Annotated in this window: 14 protein-coding genes and 2 pseudogenes; 3 read left to right on the forward strand and 13 right to left on the reverse strand. The window is 60.7% G+C overall.

What is annotated here, in order from left to right; genetic code table 11:
• Nucleotides 1-89 precede the first annotated feature (89 nt).
• The 3 genes and pseudogenes from KGA82_RS01325 to chrA all read left to right on the forward strand — a co-directional run bounded on the left by KGA82_RS01325 (nt 90) and on the right by chrA (nt 2,512).
• Complete coding sequence (locus KGA82_RS01325; protein WP_223449419.1) at nt 90-1,007, forward strand: LysR family transcriptional regulator; 918 nt, start codon at nt 90-92, stop codon at nt 1,005-1,007.
• 19 nt (nt 1,008-1,026) lie between these two features.
• Nucleotides 1,027-1,161: pseudogene (locus KGA82_RS01330) on the forward strand (chromate resistance protein); the annotation flags it as partial.
• Nucleotides 1,154-2,512, forward strand: a complete 1,359-nt coding sequence (chrA, locus tag KGA82_RS01335; RefSeq protein WP_223449420.1) for a chromate efflux transporter — start codon at nt 1,154-1,156, stop codon at nt 2,510-2,512. The pseudogene KGA82_RS01330 and the gene chrA, both read left to right, overlap by 8 nt.
• A 62-nt stretch (nt 2,513-2,574) precedes the next feature.
• Here chrA and KGA82_RS29405 read toward each other — a convergent pair whose 3' ends face one another.
• The 13 genes and pseudogenes from KGA82_RS29405 to KGA82_RS01395 all read right to left on the reverse strand — a co-directional run bounded on the left by KGA82_RS29405 (nt 2,575) and on the right by KGA82_RS01395 (nt 19,226).
• Nucleotides 2,575-3,330: a methyl-accepting chemotaxis protein gene (locus KGA82_RS29405; RefSeq protein ID WP_411736698.1), complete on the reverse strand. Its 756-nt coding sequence runs from the start codon at nt 3,328-3,330 to the stop codon at nt 2,575-2,577.
• 102 nt (nt 3,331-3,432) lie between these two features.
• Nucleotides 3,433-4,767, reverse strand: a pseudogene (locus tag KGA82_RS29410) (HAMP domain-containing protein); the annotation flags it as partial.
• A 299-nt stretch (nt 4,768-5,066) separates the two neighbouring features.
• Nucleotides 5,067-6,089 (reverse strand): ABC transporter permease, encoded by a 1,023-nt coding sequence (locus KGA82_RS01345; protein WP_008039101.1) that lies wholly within the window; start codon nt 6,087-6,089, stop codon nt 5,067-5,069.
• 56 nt (nt 6,090-6,145) lie between these two features.
• Entirely contained in the window at nt 6,146-7,711 is a 1,566-nt protein-coding gene (locus KGA82_RS01350; protein WP_008039108.1) for a sugar ABC transporter ATP-binding protein, read from the reverse strand.
• Between the two features lie 70 nt (nt 7,712-7,781).
• On the reverse strand, nt 7,782-8,708 hold the full coding sequence (locus KGA82_RS01355; protein WP_008039109.1) for a sugar ABC transporter substrate-binding protein: 927 nt from the start codon (nt 8,706-8,708) through the stop codon (nt 7,782-7,784).
• A gap of 156 nt (nt 8,709-8,864) precedes the next feature.
• On the reverse strand, nt 8,865-9,917 hold the full coding sequence (locus KGA82_RS01360) for a Gfo/Idh/MocA family protein (protein ID WP_223449422.1): 1,053 nt from the start codon (nt 9,915-9,917) through the stop codon (nt 8,865-8,867).
• A gap of 132 nt (nt 9,918-10,049) precedes the next feature.
• Nucleotides 10,050-11,060 carry a Gfo/Idh/MocA family protein gene (locus tag KGA82_RS01365; protein WP_223449423.1) on the reverse strand — a complete coding sequence of 337 codons (1,011 nt, stop codon included), beginning with the start codon at nt 11,058-11,060 and terminating at the stop codon, nt 10,050-10,052.
• A 32-nt stretch (nt 11,061-11,092) separates the two neighbouring features.
• Complete coding sequence (gene iolD, locus KGA82_RS01370) at nt 11,093-13,024, reverse strand: 3D-(3,5/4)-trihydroxycyclohexane-1,2-dione acylhydrolase (decyclizing) (RefSeq protein WP_223449424.1); 1,932 nt, start codon at nt 13,022-13,024, stop codon at nt 11,093-11,095.
• 48 nt (nt 13,025-13,072) lie between these two features.
• Nucleotides 13,073-13,894, reverse strand: a complete 822-nt coding sequence (locus KGA82_RS01375) for a TIM barrel protein (protein WP_223449425.1) — start codon at nt 13,892-13,894, stop codon at nt 13,073-13,075.
• Between the two features lie 25 nt (nt 13,895-13,919).
• Complete coding sequence (locus KGA82_RS01380; RefSeq protein ID WP_223449426.1) at nt 13,920-15,422, reverse strand: CoA-acylating methylmalonate-semialdehyde dehydrogenase; 1,503 nt, start codon at nt 15,420-15,422, stop codon at nt 13,920-13,922.
• Nucleotides 15,423-15,452: 30 nt separating this feature from the next.
• The gene (gene iolB, locus KGA82_RS01385; RefSeq protein ID WP_008039118.1) at nt 15,453-16,262 is read right to left on the reverse strand and encodes a 5-deoxy-glucuronate isomerase; all 810 of its coding nucleotides are present in this window, start codon (nt 16,260-16,262) and stop codon (nt 15,453-15,455) included.
• On the reverse strand, nt 16,259-17,152 hold the full coding sequence (gene iolE / locus KGA82_RS01390) for a myo-inosose-2 dehydratase (RefSeq protein ID WP_008039119.1): 894 nt from the start codon (nt 17,150-17,152) through the stop codon (nt 16,259-16,261). The genes iolB and iolE overlap by 4 nt, the downstream gene beginning before the upstream one ends.
• A 136-nt stretch (nt 17,153-17,288) precedes the next feature.
• Nucleotides 17,289-19,226: a bifunctional 5-dehydro-2-deoxygluconokinase/5-dehydro-2-deoxyphosphogluconate aldolase gene (locus KGA82_RS01395; protein WP_192228362.1), complete on the reverse strand. Its 1,938-nt coding sequence runs from the start codon at nt 19,224-19,226 to the stop codon at nt 17,289-17,291.
• Between the last annotated feature and the right edge of the window lie 96 nt (nt 19,227-19,322).

Consider the following 19,322-nt stretch of genomic DNA (forward strand, 5'->3'; position numbering starts at 1 on the left):
TGAAAGCGCAAGCCGGGCAGGCGATCCATGCTGATGAAACGGTTAGCAATACCGGGATAATATTGACCATTACGTTCGAGGAAACACGCATGATTTCTGATCCCGGAACACCGACACTGGACCAACTGCGCGTGTTCCTGACGGTCGTTGAAGTTGGCAGTTTTGCAGCGGCTGCCAGAAAGCTGCATCGAGCCACTTCGGTCATCAGCTACTCGATTGCCAACCTGGAAATGCAGCTCGGCGTGTCGCTGTTTGACCGTCAGACCACACGCAAGCCGCAGCTCACCGACGCCGGCCGCACCGTGCTGGCCGAAGCCCGGACCATCGCCAACGGCATTCACGGTTTACGCGCCAAAGTGAAAGGGCTGCTTCAGGGGCTTGAAGCCGAAGTCCACGTGGTGCTCGATGTAATGCTTCCCCCGGAGCGCGTGGTCGACGCACTCAAATCCTTTCGCGAAGAATTCCCTACGGTTGCCCTGCACTTGCATATGGAAGCGCTCGGCGCCGTCACGGAACTGGTGATCAACCGTGGTGCTATCGTCGGCGTCAGCGGGCCGATGAACGAAGGCATCGACGGTATCGAAAGAATTGGCGTCGGCAGCGTGGAGCTGATTCCGGTGGCTGCCCCGAATCATCCACTGGCTTCAAGCGGCTCGAATGTGCCCGGTGCCGGGCGAGAGTTCACGCAACTGGTGCTGTCCGATCGCTCGCTTCTGACCAAAGGCAAGGATTTCGCCGTGCTCAGTAACCGCACCTGGCGCCTGGCGGACCTGGGTGCCAAGCACATGCTGCTGCGTGAAGGCATCGGTTGGGGGAACATGCCGTTGCCGATGGTCCAGGAAGATCTGGAGAGCGGCCGGCTCGTGCAATTGAACATACCGGAATACAAAAGCGGCCAATATACCTTCGACGTCATCTACCGTACGGATCTGCCACCGGGCCCTGCGGCAAGGTGGTTGATCGACCGGTTCGTACAACAAGGCTCGGTGCTGGATAGCGCCGCTTGAGGACGATTTCGCCCTGCCTGCATCAGCTCTCGAACGGGTGCTGGCAGGGCTGCGTGAAACCATTTCCCATGACGACTACTTGCTCGCTGCGGCAAGCGCCATCTTCGACGGCCTGCTCTGCGAATTTGTGAAAGAGGAACAACCCGATGAGTAAGGTTTCCACATTGGACGTTGACGAGAATCTGTCGAGGCCTCAGCCGGTCAGTTTGCGTGAGGCGTTCTGGTTCTGGCTGAAGCTCGGCTTCATCAGTTTCGGCGGGCCGGCAGGACAGATCTCGATCATGCACCAGGAGTTGGTAGAACGGCGGCGCTGGATTTCGGAACGGAGATTTTTGCATGCCCTCAACTACTGCATGTTGCTGCCCGGGCCTGAGGCTCAGCAGTTGGCGACCTACATTGGCTGGCTGATGCATCGGACATGGGGAGGAGTCATTGCGGGCGCACTGTTTGTGCTGCCCTCGCTGTTCATCCTGATTGCGTTGTCGTGGATGTACATCGCGTTCGGCGAAATACCCGTGGTGGCCGGGCTCTTCTATGGGATAAAGCCCGCCGTGACGGCCATCGTGGTGCAAGCGGCACACAGGATCGGCTCTCGGGCACTGAAGAACAATTGGCTGTGGGCAATAGCGGCGGCGTCATTTACCGCGATCTTCGCGTTCAACGTTCCATTCCCGCTGATCGTGCTGAGCGCCGCTTTGATCGGCTATGTCGGAGGGCGCCTGGCGCCCGAGAAGTTCAGGACCGGGGGCCATGGTTCCGCCAAAAAATCCTTCGGGCCAGCCTTGATCGATGACGACACCCCCACCCCTGAGCATGCCCGTTTTAACTGGCTGAAACTGGCGTCGCTCGCACTTATCGGCGCCACGCTCTGGGCATTGCCAATGGGCATCTTGACCCTCCTCTTCGGCTGGGAAGGCACCTTGACTCAAATGAGCTGGTTCTTTACCAAAGCTGCGTTGCTGACCTTTGGCGGTGCGTATGCCGTGCTTCCGTATGTCTACCAGGGCGCGGTCGGACACTATGGCTGGCTGACCCCGACACAGATGATCGACGGGCTGGCGCTGGGGGAAACCACACCGGGGCCGCTGATCATGGTCGTGGCCTTTGTCGGCTTTGTCGGCGCCTATGTCTCGCAAGTGTTCGGAGCCGATCAGGTGTTTATGGCCGGGGCCGTGGCGGCCTCGCTGGTGACCTGGTTCACCTTCCTGCCCTCGTTCCTGTTCATCCTCGCGGGTGGCCCGCTGGTGGAGTCGACCCACAACGAACTCAAGTTCACGGCACCGCTTACCGCCATAACAGCCGCCGTGGTTGGAGTGATCCTCAATCTGGCGTGCTTCTTCGGCTATCACGTGCTTTGGCCAAAGGGCTTCAGCGGCAACCTGGACTGGCCCTCCGCGCTGATCGCGATTGCGGCGGCGGTTGCCTTGTTCCGCTTCAAGCGAGGCGTCATTCAGGTGCTGATGGCCTGCGCGCTCGTCGGTTTGACCGTGCATCTGTTGCGTTAGCCTGGTGCAAGGAATGCGAGGGTGAATCGCATAAATGGCCTTCACCCACGCCCTGAACCAGACTAGACCCGAAATTGCTGCATCAGCCCCTGCTGATGGTTGGCCAGGCGGTTCAGCGCCTGGCTCACCTGGGCCGATTCCTCGGCCTGCCCCGAAAGGGATTCGGTGACATCGCGGATGGTCGCCACGTTGGTATTGATCTCTTCGGCCACGGCGCTCTGCTCCTCGGCGGCGCTGGCAATCTGCAGGTTCATATCGGAGATGACCGATACCGACTCGCCGATTCGACGCAAGGCGGCGACCGCCTGTTCGACGTGTACGACGCTGCCCTGTGCTTGCTGGTAGCTGCTGTTCATTGAACTGGCGACTTCGCGGGTCCCCTTCTGCAAGCCTTCGATGACCTGACGGATTTCCTCCACCGAGTCCTGGGTCCGCTTGGCCAGGTTGCGCACCTCGTCGGCAACCACCGCAAAGCCACGTCCGGCTTCACCGGCGCGTGCGGCTTCGATGGCGGCATTGAGGGCGAGCAAGTTGGTCTGCTCGGCGATGCTGCGGATCACCTCCAGCACCAACCCAATCTGTTCACTGTTGGCCGCCAGACCTTCGACCTGCGCCATGGCACTGCTCATGTCGCGCGCCAGGGCATCGATGGCGCTGGTGGTGTGGCCAATGATGCCGAGGCCTTCGCGGGTGGCGAGATCGGCACCACGCGCCGCTTCAGCGGCCTGCGCCGCGCTGCGGGCGACATCCTGGGCGGTGGCGCTCATCTCGTTGGAGGCCGTGGCCACCTGGTCCACTTCGCGATATTGCTGCTGCATGCCGGAGCTGGTCTGGCTGGCGATCGCCGCAGACTGATCGGCGGTGCTGCGGGCGTCCTGCACCGAGCGTTTCACGTCGGCAATCACCGGTTGCAGCTTGTCGAGGAAGCGGTTGAACCAGCCGGCCAGTTCGCCCAGCTCGTCCTTGCGCGAGTAGTCGAGGCGACGGGTCAGGTCGCCTTCACCGCTGGCGATGTCCTTGAGCATGCTGGCGACGCCAAGGATCGGTCGGGTCACGCCGCGCGCGGTCAGCCACACCAGGAGCAGACCGGCGATGGCGGCGGCTATCCCGAGCAGCAGCTCCAGCCAGGTTCCCTGGGTGTTGCGCACGTCCAGATCGTTCTGCAAGGCCATGGCCGGCGCCAGCAGGGTCGTCATGGGCACGTCCAGCAACACGGCCCAGGGCTTGGCATCTGGAATGGGTTGCAGCGGTGCCAGCACCTGCAAGTGGTCGTTCGTCTGCTGCTCATGTCCTTGCCCCTGGCGTTGCAAGTCCAGCAGCTCGGCCGCTTCGCCCGGGTAGGCCTTGGACAGGCTCTGGCCGAGCAGGCCGGCGTCCACACTGTGACCGGCCAGCAAGCCGGCCGGGCTGAGGATACTGATGGCGCCCTGCCCCTGATAAAGGCCCTGACTGCCCGCCGTCGCCAACTGCTGGAGATTGCTCAGGCTGATGTCCATGCCCACCACCGCGATCATGCGACCGTTCTCGATCACCGGAAAGGTCAAGGTGGTGATCAGCGTCTTCTGCCCCGAAGCGTCATCGAAGTAGGGATTCAACAAGCAGGGCTTAAGGCTTTGCTTGGGGCAGTTGAACCAGGTATTGAAAGGGCTGCCGTCGAGCATGGGCGTGGCGTCGCTGATCATGTCTTCGGTCACCGCCAGGGTGTTCAGGCTTGCACCGCGCTGCGCCCAGTAAGTGGCGAAGCGGCCTTGTTCGTTACTGCCTGTTTCGGCACGGCCGGCAAAGGCGGAATCGTCACCGCCCAGCGCATCCGGTTCGAACACGAGGTAGAGGCTGAGCAGTTGCGGGTTGGCCTGCAACGCCTCTTTGATCTGCTGGTTGAGCGAATCACGCAGGGCCTGACCGTCCAGATTCAGTTTCTGCGCCTGGCGACGCTGGCGCATTACTTCGCGAGATAAGTTCAGGCCATCCTGGTAGGCCGACATGAAGTAACGCTGGATGGTCAACGCCTGAACCTTGCCCTCCCCTTGCATGCGTTCGCGGGCCGACGCTTCGAGCATCTGCGCACTGCTCGCCTTGACCAGCGTGGTCCCGGCCCCCATGCGGTAGAGCGAGATGCCGATGAGCATGGCAACGATAGCCACCAGACAGAAGCCGGTCAGCAAGGTGATCTTCCATTGGATGGAAAGTCGGTCAAGAGGCATTGAAGCAGTCCTTGTGCGGAGATACTGGTTGAGGTCCGACGATGCGCGCATTGACGGCGGAACCCGACGGCAACGTGGATCGGGTCAGCTCAGCAAGCAGTACTGGCCCCCTGACATCAATCACCAGCACTTTTCACGCCAAAGACATAAAATCCTTAAATTACAATTACTTAATAAGAAAATTGGAACCTCCTCGCCGCAGACAGAGGGCCCCTGTGTAAAATTTTGCGACAGACTATCTCTACTTGAATCACTACCTGACCGACCTCCACATGCGCGGCTTGCGAGACAAGGCGGCAACGGACATGGCAGCGAGAGCCAGAGCTGGCCCCCGCTGCTTGCAGTCAATGTCAGCGCTTGAGTTTGCGCTTGTTGCGGTATTGGTCGATGACCACCGCGACCACGATGATCAAGCCCTTGATGATGTCCTGGATGTAGGCATCGACCCCGACGAAAGTGAACCCGCTGGCCATCACCCCAAGGATCAGTGCGCCGATGACCGTGCCGGTGATGCGCCCCACCCCGCCCGCCAGGCTGGTGCCGCCGATGACCGCTGCGGCAATCGCATCCAGTTCATAGGACATGCCCATCCCGGCCTGCCCGGTGGCGGCACGGGCCGAAGCCACCACGCCCGCCAGTCCCGCCAGCAACCCGGCGATGCTGTAGACGATGACCAGATGGCGTTTGACGTTAATACCCGACGTACGCGCCGCCTGCATGTTACCGCCAATGGCGTAGGTGTATTTGCCGTACTTGGTGTAGCGCAGCGCGATGTGGAAGATCACCGCCACCACCAGGAAAATGATCACCGGCATCGCGCCGTGACCGATCGCCGTGTAGGAATCCGACAGCATGCTCACTGGCTGGCCTTCGGTGTAGTAACGCGCCAGGCCACGGGCCGAGACCATCATGCCCAGGGTAGCAATGAACGGCGGGATCCCGGTGATGGCAATGATGCTGCCGTTGATTGCCCCCGCCAGCAGCCCGACGCCGAGCCCGACAATCACTGGAATCCACACCGGCAAGTCGGTCAGCGACGGGAAGACCGCCCGAGTGAAATCCGAGGTCTGCGCCAGGCTGGCAGCGATCATCGCCGACAAGGCCAGCACCGAGCCCGACGACAGGTCGATGCCGGTGGTGATGATCACCTGGGTCACGCCAATCGCCAGCAGGCCGATGATCGACACTTGCAGGATCATCAACACCAACCGCTGGGAGTTCATCAGGAAGCTCTGGTCGCGCACGATCCAGCCGAACATTTCAAACACCAGGCCGATCCCGATCAGCACCAGGAAGATGCTCAGCTCGGTCGGAAAGCGCCGGCGACTTTTGGCCGGTGCCGCTGCCGGTTTGTTTTCCAGTATCGCGTTCATAGCCACTCACCTTTCTATTGCGTCATCGACGGCGGCCGTAGCCACCACCCGCATCATTAATGAACCGAGGACATGCCCGAGGCCAGTTGCATCACTCGTTCCTGAGTCGCTTCGCTGCGGTCGAGGGTGCCCATCAGTTCGCCCTCGTGCATGACCATCACCCGGTCGCTCATGCCGAGCACTTCCGGCAGTTCCGAGGAAATCATGATCACCGCCATGCCTTCGCCAGCGAGGTAGGAGATGAGTCGGTAAATCTCGGCCTTGGCGCCGACATCGATACCGCGGGTCGGCTCGTCGAGAATCAGGATTCGCGGGTTGGTCATCAGCCAGCGCGCCAACAAGGCCTTCTGCTGATTGCCGCCGGACAAGGTGTCGATGCACTGCTCCAGTGAAGGGGTTTTCACCCGCAGCTTCTTGCACATGTCTTCGCACAACACCCGCAAGGCTTTCTGCTGAATGAAGCCGTGGCCGGCGTAGTGCGGCAGCACCGCCATTTCCATGTTCTCCAGTACCGAAAGGCATGGGAACAGGCCGCTGAGCTTGCGATCCTCGGTCAACAGTGCGAAACCCTTCTCGATCGCCATGTGCGGATCGCTGATGCGCACCACTTCGCCATCGAGGCGAATCTCGCCACTGTCGCTCGGGGTAATGCCGAAAATAGCTTCGGCCACGTTGGTCCGTCCGGAGCCCATCAACCCGGCAATGCCAAGGATCTCCCCGGCATGCAGGTCGAAAGAGACGCCTTTGAAGATGCCATCCAGCTTGAGGTCGCGCACCGACAGCAACAGATCGCCAATCGGCTCGTCGCGCACCGGAAACAACTGGCTCAACTCACGACCGACCATCATCGAAATCAGGCTGTCGCTGTCCATGCTGTCGGCCCGCTGCAGGCCTATGTAGGCGCCATCGCGGAACACCGCCACTTCATCGGCGATAGCGAACACTTCGTTCATTTTGTGGGTGATATAGATGATGCCTTTGCCCTGGCTTTTCAGGTCGGCAATGATCGAAAACAGGTGGGCGACCTCCTTGTCGGTGATGGCCGAAGTCGGTTCGTCCATGATCAGGATATCGGAGTCATAGGACACGGCTTTGGCGATCTCGACCATCTGCCGCTCGGCGATGCTCAGGTTGCCGACCAGCTCTTCGGGGTCGAGGTTGATCCGCAGGCGCTCCAGCAATTTCGCCGTACAGCGGTGCATTTCCCGGTGGTCGATCATGTGGAAGCCGTTGAGCTGCTCACGGCCGATCCAGATGTTTTCGGCGATGCTCATGTGCGGCATCAGGTTGAGTTCCTGGTGGATCATTGCGATCCCGGCCTGAAGCGCCGCCAGCGGCGTTTCAAACACCACCGGCTTGCCCCGCAGGCGCAGTTCGCCGGCGTCTGGCTGGTAGATGCCAGCGATGATTTTCATCAGGGTGGACTTGCCGGCGCCATTTTCGCCCATGAGCGCCAGCACGGAACCGGGGCGCACCCGCAGCTGCACATCGGACAACGCCACTACACCGGGAAAACCCTTGCTGACGTTGACGATCTCCAGCAGGTACGGCTCATCGACAGGTGTTGCAGTGGGCTGGGCACCTTTCAAAGGGGTGCTCGAAGCAGTCGCTGAAGCGAACATGATCAGGTACTCCATCAGCAAGGTCGCGCTCGCCACCTTGCGTACTTATTGTTGTTATTGAACGGACGGACTATTTGAACTGGTCAACGTTTTGCGGCGTGATCAGGCGAAACGGCACCCAGACGGCCGACTCGACCGGCTCGTTTTTCGCCATTCTCACTGCAGTATCGATGGAGCCGTCGGCCTGCCCCTTGGCGTCCTGAAACACCGAAGCCGCCAGCGAGCCTTTCTTCACGGCATTCAAACCGTCCGGCGTACCATCGACACCCGCAATCAACACACTGCCTTTTTCGACGCCCGCCTGTTGCAGGGCCATCGCGGCGCCAATGGCCATTTCGTCGTTGTTGGAGACGATCGCGTCAAACTTGCGGCCCTGGGTCAGCCAGTCGTTGACCAGGGTCATGCCTTTATCCCGCAGCCAGATACCGCTCTGCTCTTGCTCGATTTTGATGTTCGGGTATTTGGCCAGTACTTCCTTGACGCCCTTGGTGCGATTGGTGGTGGAGTTGTTCGCGAGGTCACCCAGCAAAATCACAATATCGCCCTTGCCGCCCATCTTGTCGGCCAGGTACTGCATTTGCATTTCACCGGCCTCCAGGTCGTTGGAAGCGACAGTCACCACACCTTTGGGCAGGTTCAGGTCATCGGGGCGGCGGTTGACGTAGACCAGCGGAATACCGGCCTTCACGGCGGCTTCAGTGATTTTTTTGGTTGCGGCCGTATCCACCGGGTTGACCACGATGGCATCGACTTTCTGGCTGATAAAGCTTTCGACCTGGCTCAGTTGCTTGACCACGTCGCTGCGGGCATCTTCGAATTGCAGCTGGACGCCGTCGGGGTAGGACTTGGCTTTCTTGTCCATGGATTCACGCAGGTAGGTCAGCCAGGTGTCATCGAACTGGGACATGCTGACGCCGATCTTCACATCGGCCAGCACAGCGCCGCTGGCGACCATCAGGGACAGTGCAAGTGAGGCAAAACGGATCTTGGTCTTCATGAAAAGTCTTTCTCCACATTCTTGTTGGTTTTATGGATGAGGCGTGACGATTTCAGTAAGCGGACAAGCAGGAAAAGTGTTGAAACATAACGCGAGGCAGCTCGCTGGAAATGACTTTATTGGAAAATATTTTCTATATCAACCAATTTTAGAATTTTATTCTAATTTTATTCCATGGCTTTCGAACGGGCTCAACTCCACCGCTTGATGGCGCTTGAAACTCAGCCGCGCGGCGTCTAGCACACGGGTGGTCGCCAGTGCATCACGGGCGTCCACAGGCAGTGGGCCACCGCTCTGCAACGCGGTTTGTAGCTGTAAATAGAACTGATTCCAACAGCCCCGCTCGGAGGGAACCCGTTCGCGCTCTTCGCCCTGTTCGAACCAGCCCCAGCGTCGGTGCTCCTCCACGCCCCAACGTTCGCCTTCGGTTTTAGGCGAGAGCCCGGCAAGCGCCGACGCCTCCTGCCCGTCCAGACCATCGACGCTGTAACAGCCTTGTGTGCCGGTCACCCGAAAGCGCGGGCCGGGGGTGTTTTGCAGGCAACTGCCACCCAGGTGCGAGGTCACACCGCTGGCGTGAGTCAGGGACATAAAAAAGCCGTTATCGAACGTCTGGCCTTTCTCCAGGTAATCCAGTTCGGCATAGACCCGTGTCACCGGACCGAACAGCAACAACGCCTGATCCACCAGATGGCTGCCCAGATCCCGCAGGAAGCCGCCGCCACTGCCGTTGTTCACCGACTGCGGCGAGTAGCGCTCGATCCGCGACTCAAAACGGGTGACCTGGCCCAGCGCGCCGGACTCGATGAGTTTGCGTACGGTGAGGAAATCCGAATCCCAGCGCCGATTCTGATAGACGCTGAGCCGCACACCCTGGCGCTCGGCCATGGTAATCAGGGTTTGTGCCTGTTGCGCATCGGCAGCAAACGGCTTGTCGCTGACCACTGCCACACCGTACTCAATGCCGTCGAGCACCAGTGCCGGGCGGCCCTTGAGTGGTGTCGACACCACCAACACATCGATTCCGGCTTCCACCAATTGGCCGATGCTGTCGAAGGCTGGCACGCCGGGATGCTCCGCGGCCAGCAATTGTCGGCGCTCGGGGGAGCGGGTAACCACGCCCACGAAGGTCGCCGTTGGCAAACTGCTGATCAGCGGAGCATGGAAAAACCGGCCGCCATGGCCGTAACCGACAAGTCCGATGCGCATACACGTATTTCCCCTGAAAGAACGCAAACCCTGTAGGAGGGAGCCTGCTCGCGATGACGGCGGTACATTCCACATTGATGTCGCCTGATACACCGCTATCGCGAGCAGGCTCGCTCCCACAGGGGATAATTGTTAGCCGTAGAAGCGGGGGCGATCAGGGAGTGCGACGTTGACGATCGCCCCGCTGTTTTGCGCTTCGATGCACGCATCAGCGGCGACAGCGGCAGCAAAGCCATCCCACGCCGAAGGCCCACCCACCTGCCCGGCCCTTACACCATCAATGAACGCCTGCAACTCGACGTCGTACGCCGCGATGAAGCGATCCTTCCAGTCCATCAGAATCGCATTGGACAACTTCGCCCCGCTGCGCAATTGAACCTGGGACGGCTCCGGCAGTTTCGCGATGCCGGTCTCCCCCACCACTTCGCACTGGATGTCGTAGCCGTACTGGCAATTGACGAAAACTTCCACGTCGATGCGTGTGCCCTTGGCGGTTTCCAGCAGAACGATCTGCGGGTCTTTCAAATGCGCGAGGGCCTTGCTGCTCTTGCGCGGGAACACCACCTGCACCGAAACGTAATCGTCGTCGAGCAACCAGCGCAGCACGTCCAGCTCATGGATCAGCGTGTCAGTGATTGCCATGTCGGTTTTGTAGTTCTCGCCCACCGTGGGGTTACGGTGAGCGCAATGCAGCATCAACGGTTCGCCGATCTGGCCACTGTCGATCACTGATTTCAACGCGCGATACCCTTCATCGTACGGACGCATGAAACCGACCTGCACCAGCCGCTTGCCATGGGCCACTTCGGCCTCGACGATCTTGCGGCAGCCTTCGGCGGTGACCGCCAGAGGTTTCTCGCAGAACACCGGTTTGCCCGCGGCAATCGCTGCCAATACGAACGCTTCGTGGCTCGGCCCCCAGGAGGTGACGAGGATCGCTTCGACTTCCGGCGCCTTGATCAGCGCATGACCGTCGGGATAGACCTCGGCAGTCAGTTTCAGATCGGAAACGACCTTGGCCGCTTGCTGCAAATTGATGTCGGTGACCGCGACCACCTGACTGTTGAGCAAGGTCTGGCTGCAACGACGGATGTGGTCCTGGCCGATGGCCCCGGTGCCGATGACGCCAAGCTTCAAAGACATATAAACACTCCTGTTTGTTCGTTTCAGGGCAATCAGTACTGACGGGCCTTGGCCAGTCGTTCGTTCAGGGTCTTGGCCACCGCATCGGTGCGGGCGCTGGTGGAGACTTGCGCCACGCCGACCCGCCACCAGGACAGGTAGCCGTGAATCATGGTTTTGGGCAGGACCTTGATATCGATCAGGGTCGACACGGTCTGCAAGCGCGCATCCGCCAACGCGGCGTGCAACTCTTCAACGGTGTTCACTTTGTAGGTCTTGCAGCCATAGGCCGCCGCGCTCATGGCGAAATCCACCGGCACGAAACCGCCGTCGAGCTTGCCGGTTTGCGGGTTGCGGAAACGGAACTCGGTAGCGAAGCTGTCCATGCCGTTGCCCATCTGCAGGTTGTTGATGCAGCCGAAGGTCATGTTGTCGAGCAGCACCACGTTGATCTTGCGTCGCTCCTGAATCGAGGTCGCCAATTCCGAGTGCAACATCATGTAGGAGCCATCGCCCACCAGCGCATAGACCTCGCGCTCAGGCTCGGCGAGTTTCACCCCCAATGCGGCATTGATCTCATAGCCCATGCACGAATATCCGTACTCGACGTGATAGGTGTTCACGCCTTTGCTGCGCCAGCTGCGCTGCAAGTCACCCGGCAGGCTGCCGGCGGCGGCAACGATCACCGCGTCATCCGCGAGGGTTTCATTGAGCACGCCGAGTACGCGGCTCTGGGTCAGGCACGAGCCGGTCAACTCGATGAATTCGCGCAACACTGCCGGGTCCAGGTGATCGTTGATTTCCGGGGTGAAGCCCTGGGTCTGGTATTCGATCTGATAAAGGCGATCGACTTCCTCATCCAGCTGCGCCCTGGCCTGACGGGGTTGATCACCCCAACCGGAGCGGTAGTCGCCCAGCGCTTCGGCCAGCGCCTGCAAACCGCTCCGGGCGTCCGCCAGCAATTGCACGCCGTCGAGTTTCAGAGCATCGCACGGGCTGATATTGAGGTTGAGGAATTGCACTTCAGGGTGCTGGAACAAGGATTTCGACGCGGTAGTGAAGTCGCTGTAACGAGTGCCGACACCGATGATCAGATCTGCATCCCTGGCCAGCAGGTTCGCCGCCAAACAGCCGGTCTCACCGATGCCGCCGACGTTCAGGGCATGGCTGGAGACCACCGCGCTTTTGCCGGCCTGGGTTTCGGTAAAGGGAATATCGAAGCGCTCGGCAAAGGCCTGTAACGCCGCGTTGGCGCCAGAGTATTTAACTCCGCCGCCGCAGATGATCAGCGGTTTGCGCTTGCCTTTGAACAACGCCACGGCATCGTCGAGCATCGCTTCGGTCGCCGGACGGCGCTCGATGCGGTGCACGCGTTTTTGCAGGAAGTAATCGGGGTAGTCGTAGGCCTCGGCTTGCACGTCTTGCGGCAAGGCCAGGGTTACGGCACCGGTTTCAGCGGGGTCGGTGAGCACCCGCATGGCGTGAATTGCGGCGGTCATCAGTTGCTCGGGACGGTTGATGCGATCCCAGTATTTGCTCACGGCCTTGAACGCGTCGTTGGTGCTGATGCTCAGGTCGTGGAACTGCTCGATCTGTTGCAGCACCGGGTCTGGCTGGCGGCAGGCGTAGACATCACCCGGCAACAACAGCAAGGGAATGCGGTTGGCTGTCGCGGTGGCGGCAGCGGTCAGCATGTTCGCCGCGCCTGGCCCCACCGACGAAGTACAGGCGTAGATCTTGCGTCGCAGATGCTGCTTGGCGAACCCGATGGCGGCGTGGGCCATGCCTTGTTCGTTGCGACCCTGATGGACGATCAGGTCGCCGCTGTCCTGCTCTAGGGCTTGCCCCAGACCCAGCACGTTGCCGTGGCCGAAGATGGTAAATATCCCGGCGACGAATTTGCTCTGAACCCCATCGACCTCGATGTACTGGTTATCGAGGAATTTCACCAGGGCCTGGGCCATGGTCAGTCTTGTAGTGGTCATATCTGATCCTTCAATACACGAAGAAACCCTTGTGGGAGCGCGTTGGCCTCAGCCCAGGGATTTTTGCAGGTGATCCATGCTCGCGCCGATCGCCTGCTCGATATCCACCAGCCCATGCACGCTGTCGGCAAACGGTTCGAACGACAGGTAGCCGCTGTAGCCGCTGCCGAGCAAGGTCTCGATCTGCACCGCGTTGCCGAGAATGTCGCCCTTGCCCACCAGCACCCGATGGCCATCGCGGATGGTCGCCAACGGCGCTTCGGAATCCTCGACGCCGGAGATGTGCACCAGCCCGGTCAACTCAGGGAAAAACTCCTGTTCACCGGCCAGGTGATGATGAAAGGTGTCGTGCACCAGACGGAACACATCCAGCCCGCCAATGGCCTTGATTGCATCGACCGCCGTGCGTTTGCGCCGCAGCGAACATTCTTCGAAGCCCAGCGGTTCGATGAAACCGAGGATGCCGTGATCGCGCAGGATCGGCGCCAGCTGACTCAACGCCGTGCGCAGGCCCGAAGCGCGTTCGGCCTCGCTGCGCGGATCGGCCCGGTCGTTCAACGGGCACATGACCAACCCCTGCGCGCCACAATCACGTGCGTAAGCGGCGAGTTTCAACGCCTGCGCACGGCGCTCGTCATTCCACACATCAAACGGATACAACGCGTTGATCGACAGCACGGTGACGCCTTGGGCCGCACACAACTCCCGGACGTGCCCGGGCGTGGTCCCGTCCTCGATCTCGATGCCCTTGAGGTCGTTGCGGATCTCAATGGCGTCGGCCTTGAGGGTCACCGCCAACTCGATGAACGCAGGCAGGGACAAGCGTGGGGCGACCATACGGTTCAAGGCGAAACGCAGCGGTTTGCTCATTATTGTTGTTCTCCGCACAGGTGAATTATTTAGCCGTCGGCATGCTGAATTCAGGGCCCTTGGCGATGCTGTCGGGCCAGCGCTGCATCACGCTTTTATAGCGGCTGTAGAAGCGGATGCCTTCCTCGCCGTAGGCATGGTGGTCGCCGAACAGCGAGCGCTTCCAGCCGCCGAACGAATGCCAGGCCATGGGTACCGGAATCGGCACGTTGATGCCGACCATGCCAACCTTGATGCTGCGCGCAAAGGCACGGGCAATCCCGCCGTCGCTGGTAAAACACGACACGCCGTTGCCGAACTCATGGGCGTTGATCAGGGCCACGGCACTGGCGAAATCCGGCACGCGAACGATGCCCAGCACCGGCCCGAAAATTTCCTGCTGGTAGATGCTCATCCCGGTCGTGACGTTGTCGAACAGCGTCGCGCCGACAAAGAAACCATTCTCGGCACCCGGCACCTTGAAGTTGCGCCCGTCAACGATCAGTTGCGCGCCCTGGGCCACGCCCTGATCGATGAAGCCTTCAACCTTGGCCTTGTGTTCGGCGGTGACCAATGGCCCCATGTCGGTGTCACCCTGCAGGCCATTGCCGACTTTCAACTGATCGATGCGCGGCAGCAGTTTGGCAATCAGCCGGTCCCCCACATCACCGACTGCCACGGCAATCGAAATCGCCATGCAGCGCTCACCGGCCGAACCATAAGCAGCGCCGATCAGGGCATCCGCCGCTTGATCCAGATCCGCATCGGGCATGACGATCATGTGGTTCTTCGCCCCGCCCAGCGCCTGTACACGCTTGCCACGCGAGGTCGCCTGCTGGTGGATGTACTCGGCGATCGGCGTTGAACCGACAAACGAAATCGCTTCGATGTCCGGGTGTTGCAGCAAGGCGTCGACCGCCGTCTTGTCCCCCTGGACCACGTTGAACACACCGTCCGGCAAGCCGGCTTCGGTGAGCAGGCGAGCCATCAGCAAACTGGCGGACGGATCGCGCTCGGACGGTTTGAGGATGAAGCAGTTACCGGTGACCAGCGCCAGCGGGATCATCCACAGCGGCACCATCACCGGGAAGTTGAACGGCGTGACCCCGGCGCAAACACCGAGCGGCTGACGCAGGTTCCAGTTGTCGATGCCGCCGCCGATGTTGTCGCTGAACTCGGTTTTCAGCAGGTTCGGCGCACCGCAGGCGTATTCGACGATTTCGATGCCGCGGGTGACTTCACCCTTGGCGTCGGAGAAGACTTTGCCGTGTTCGCGGCTGATGATTTCCGCCAGCTCATCGTGATGGCGGTCGAGCAGTTCCTTGAACTTGAACATCACCCGCGAACGCCGCAGGGACGATTGCTCGGACCAGGCCGGGAAGGCTTTCAGGGCCGAGGCGACAGCCTGTTCCACGGTCTTCTGGCTGGCCAGCGCGACCCGCGCCTGAACGCTGCCGGTGGCCGGGTTGAAGACGTTGCTGAACCTTTCACTGCCGCTGTCTTGCACCTGACCATCGATGTAATGACCTACAACCTGGGCGTCGCTCATTGTGCTTGTTCTCCGTGCAGAGGTTGGAATTCAGAGATCCAGCAGCCAGCTGTGCTGCGGATCGTTATGGAATTGCCAGACGCGTTTCGGGCCCGCCATCACGTTCAGGTAATACGACTCGTAGCCGTACGGCACACTGACCGGGTGATAACCCTTGGGCACGACAACAAGGTCGTTGTTTTCCACGGCCATGGCCTGATCGATGCTGCGATCGTCGGTGTAGACCCGTTGGAACACGAAGCCCTGGGGCGGGTTGATCTGGTGGTAATAGGTTTCTTCGAGAAAGCTCTGGTGCGGCAGATCGTCGGTGTCGTGCTTGTGCGGCGGGTAGCTCGACGAGTGCCCCGAAGGCGTGCGCACTTCCACCACCAGCAGCGAATGGGCCGGCTCGGTGTCCGGCAGGATGTCGCAGACGTAGCGGGTATTGGCGCCCTTACCGCGCACGCTGCGTTTCATGGTCTCGGGTTTGATCAGCCGTGGGCCGAGGTTCTCGGTTGGCGCACCGGGCGCCGCGCAAACGGCGATCTGCACATCACTCAACGCGACAATCCGGGCCTGACTGCCGGGCGGCAAGTACGCGGCGAACGGGGATTTGTCTTCAAACACCGACTGGCGATCCCCAAGGTTGTCCCAGTCGAACACGCCCTGCCCCGGCGTTTCACCCTTGATGCCGACCCGGCCGCTGAGCAGCACCAGGCACAGCTCCTTGTCACCGGCAGAGACCGGCAGGGTTTCGCCGAGGCTCAAGCGGTAAGCGGCGAAACCGACGTATTCAAGTTCACCTTTGCCCAACTCGACCATGGTCCGGCCACGGGCATTGCTTTTGACCAGCAGGCTCATCGTGCCGTCCTCTCGTCGAGCAGCGCACGCAAGGTGTCGAAGCCTTTTTTGGCATAGACGTAGCTCGGGGCCACCGCCGGGTCCTGCTCGGCCTCGACCACCAGCCAGCCCTGGTAATCGGCCGCCAGCAGCACGTCGAGCAGTTCGGCGAAGTCGATGTCGCCATCTCCCGGCACGGTGAAGGTGCCGTTGATGATGCAGTCCGGGAAGCTCCACAGATTGTTGCGCGCCAACTGCACTACCGGTTTGCGCACGTCCTTGAAATGCACGTGGCAAATGCGTGAGATGTGTTTGCGCAGCACCTGCAAGGGTTCACCGCCCCCCATGTAGCAATGGCCCGAATCGAAGAGCAGGCCGACTTCACTGCCGGTCAACGTCATCAGGGTGTCGATGTCCGACGGGGATTCGACGTAGGCGCCCATATGGTGGTGATACGCCAGGCGTACACCCTGTGACAGGGTGAAGCGCGCCAGCTCGGTCAGTTTGTCAGCGTATTCCTGCCACGCCTGTTCGGTGTGAAAACGCGGGCGCTCGACCAGAGGAATACGTTGCCCTTGAATGGAATCGGCGACTTCACCGTAAACCAGCACCTTGGCGCCGTTCTTCGCCAGCAGCTCGACATGGCTGGCAATGGCGTCGATTTCCTCGGCCACGGAGCGGCGTGCCAGGCGACTGGAATACCAGCCGGACACCAGCGCCAGGTCATACGGGCGCAGCACATCGCCAACGCCTTTGGCGTCCTTGGGGAATTTGCCGTTGAGTTCGAAGCCTTCGTAGCCGATCTCCTTGCCTTCGCCGAGGGCGGTGCTCAGCGGCGTCTCGCCACCGAGGGACGGCAGGTCGTCGTTGCTCCAGGAGATCGGGTTGATGCCAATTCGGATAGCGGGCATGGCTGCACCTTTTATTGTTTTCTGAATTTCCGTTGAATCTGAGGCCGCCTTCGCGGGCAAGCCTCGCTCCTGCGGGAAGCTACGGCGATCTGCAGGAGCGAGGCTTGCCCGCGAAAAACGATAACGCGGTGTCGCGTCAAGCGCGGGCTGTGCGCCAGGCATCGATCAATTCGACAAACGTGCCCTGCACCTGTCGAATCAGCGCCTCGTCGTCGATTTCCCCGGCTAGCCACGCACGGCTTGGTTCCTGAAAAATCGTCCGCCCCACGGCGAACCCTCGGCATGTCCGGCTCTGGCTCGCCTGTTGAAACCCTTCGGCCAATGTCGCCGCCGGGGCATTCAAGCCCAGCAACACCACGCCTCGGCAGTACGGATCGCGCTCCTGGATCAGCTCGTCGAGTTGCTTCCATTCCTCGGCGCTCTGGGCTTCGATCTTCCACCACGCCGGGTAGATGCCCAGGTTGTAGAGGCGCTTGAGCGCGCGATACAACACGTCCGGGTGCGTCGAGGGATGATCCTTGGGCGGGATGATTTCCAGCAGCAGTTCGTGACCGCTGACTTGCGACGCCTGGTACAAACCCTTGATCTGCGCTTCCTGCTCCAGGCGTAGCATTGGCTCGTCGTCCGGGTGAAATTGCACCAGGCATTTGATGATTTGCTCTTGCGGCCAGGCAATCAGGTTGCTGCCGATCGAACGCCCGTGTTCGAAGGCCAGTGGACGGGAGTTTTGTATCTCGACCGGCCGCGCCACCCACCAGCCACGACCGGTGGCCGCGTTCAGCGAGTCCTGGCCGAAACGCTGGTCCGCCAGCAGCCCGACATCGGCCTCGATGCCCTGCTCGCGCAAATCGCTTTCGACCCGCTCCACGGCTTTGATAAAGAGTTGTTTGAGTTCGCTGATGACGCCGAGGTCGCGACCGCCCTTTTGCGCCAGTTCCACCAATTGCCAACGATGGTCGAAGGCAAAGATGAACAGTTGCTTCCACGGCTTGCGCGACACACTGACCTGATGCAGGCGTTGCAACGTGGCGTCCTGATCCGGCCGGGTAATCGGCACCGGACTGTTGAACAGGTAATCGAGCTCGGCACGGGTCGGCATCGCCGGGGCGCAGGCATGGCGTGACACCACCAGGCCACCGCAGGCATTGGCCAACCGGCAGCAATGCTCGTCGCTGGCATCCTCCAGCCAACCGCTGAGGAAGCCGGCCATAAAGGCATCACCGGCCCCCAGCACGTTCAGCACTTCGACCCGCACACCGGGATAAATCGCGCCATCTTCCAGACGCTCCGGGATCATCCCGTGAATCACCGTGCAGCCTTGCGGACCGAGTTTGACCACCAGGGTCGCATCACTCAATCGACGGACATTGCGCAGCGCGGTGAGCAAATCCTCGGAACCACCGGCAATCAGAAACTCTTCTTCGGTGCCGACAATAAGATCGAAACGCGGGAGGATTTTCTGCACATGCTGACTGACGTTCTGGTCGGCAATGAACCGGGTTTCGCCATCAGCCTTGCCGGCAAGCCCCCACAGGACCGGGCGGTAGTCGATGTCCAGAACCCGTTTGACGTTGTGTTTTTCGGCATAGTCCAGCGCCTGGATGCTCGCCTTGTAGACGCCGTCGGTGGAGAAGTGCGTGCCGGTGATCAGCAAGGCTTTGCTGGAGGCGATAAAGGCTTCGCTGATGTCTTCGGCCCGTAGCGCCATGTCGGCGCAGTTTTCACGGTAGAACACCAAAGGAAAGGTCTCGCGGTCCTTGAGGCCGAGCAACACCATCGCCGTCAGGTGCTCCGGATCAACGTTGATACCGCTGGTGTCGCAGCCTTCGCGGGCCAGGGATTCGACCAGGAAACGCCCCATGTGGTCGTCCCCTACCCGGCTCAGCATCGCCGACTTGAGCCCCAACCGGGCGGTGCCGAAAGCGATGTTGGCGGACGATCCACCGAGGTACTTGGCGAAGCTGCTCACATCCTCCAACCGCGCCCCGACTTGCTGCGCATAGAGGTCGACACCCAGTCGCCCCAGGCAAATCAGATCCAATTGGCGTCCACTGGCAAAACGAGTCTGGCCCATGCTGGCTCCTGTTATTTTTATCAGCCTGTGTTCAGGACGATGACCGTGCCGAACACTCTTGGTGGATGCAGACTAAAACGACCGGGACCGAACAAT

This window comes from Pseudomonas sp. BF-RE-22 (assembly GCF_019956155.1).
Classification (GTDB): Bacteria; Pseudomonadota; Gammaproteobacteria; order Pseudomonadales; family Pseudomonadaceae; genus Aquipseudomonas; species Aquipseudomonas migulae.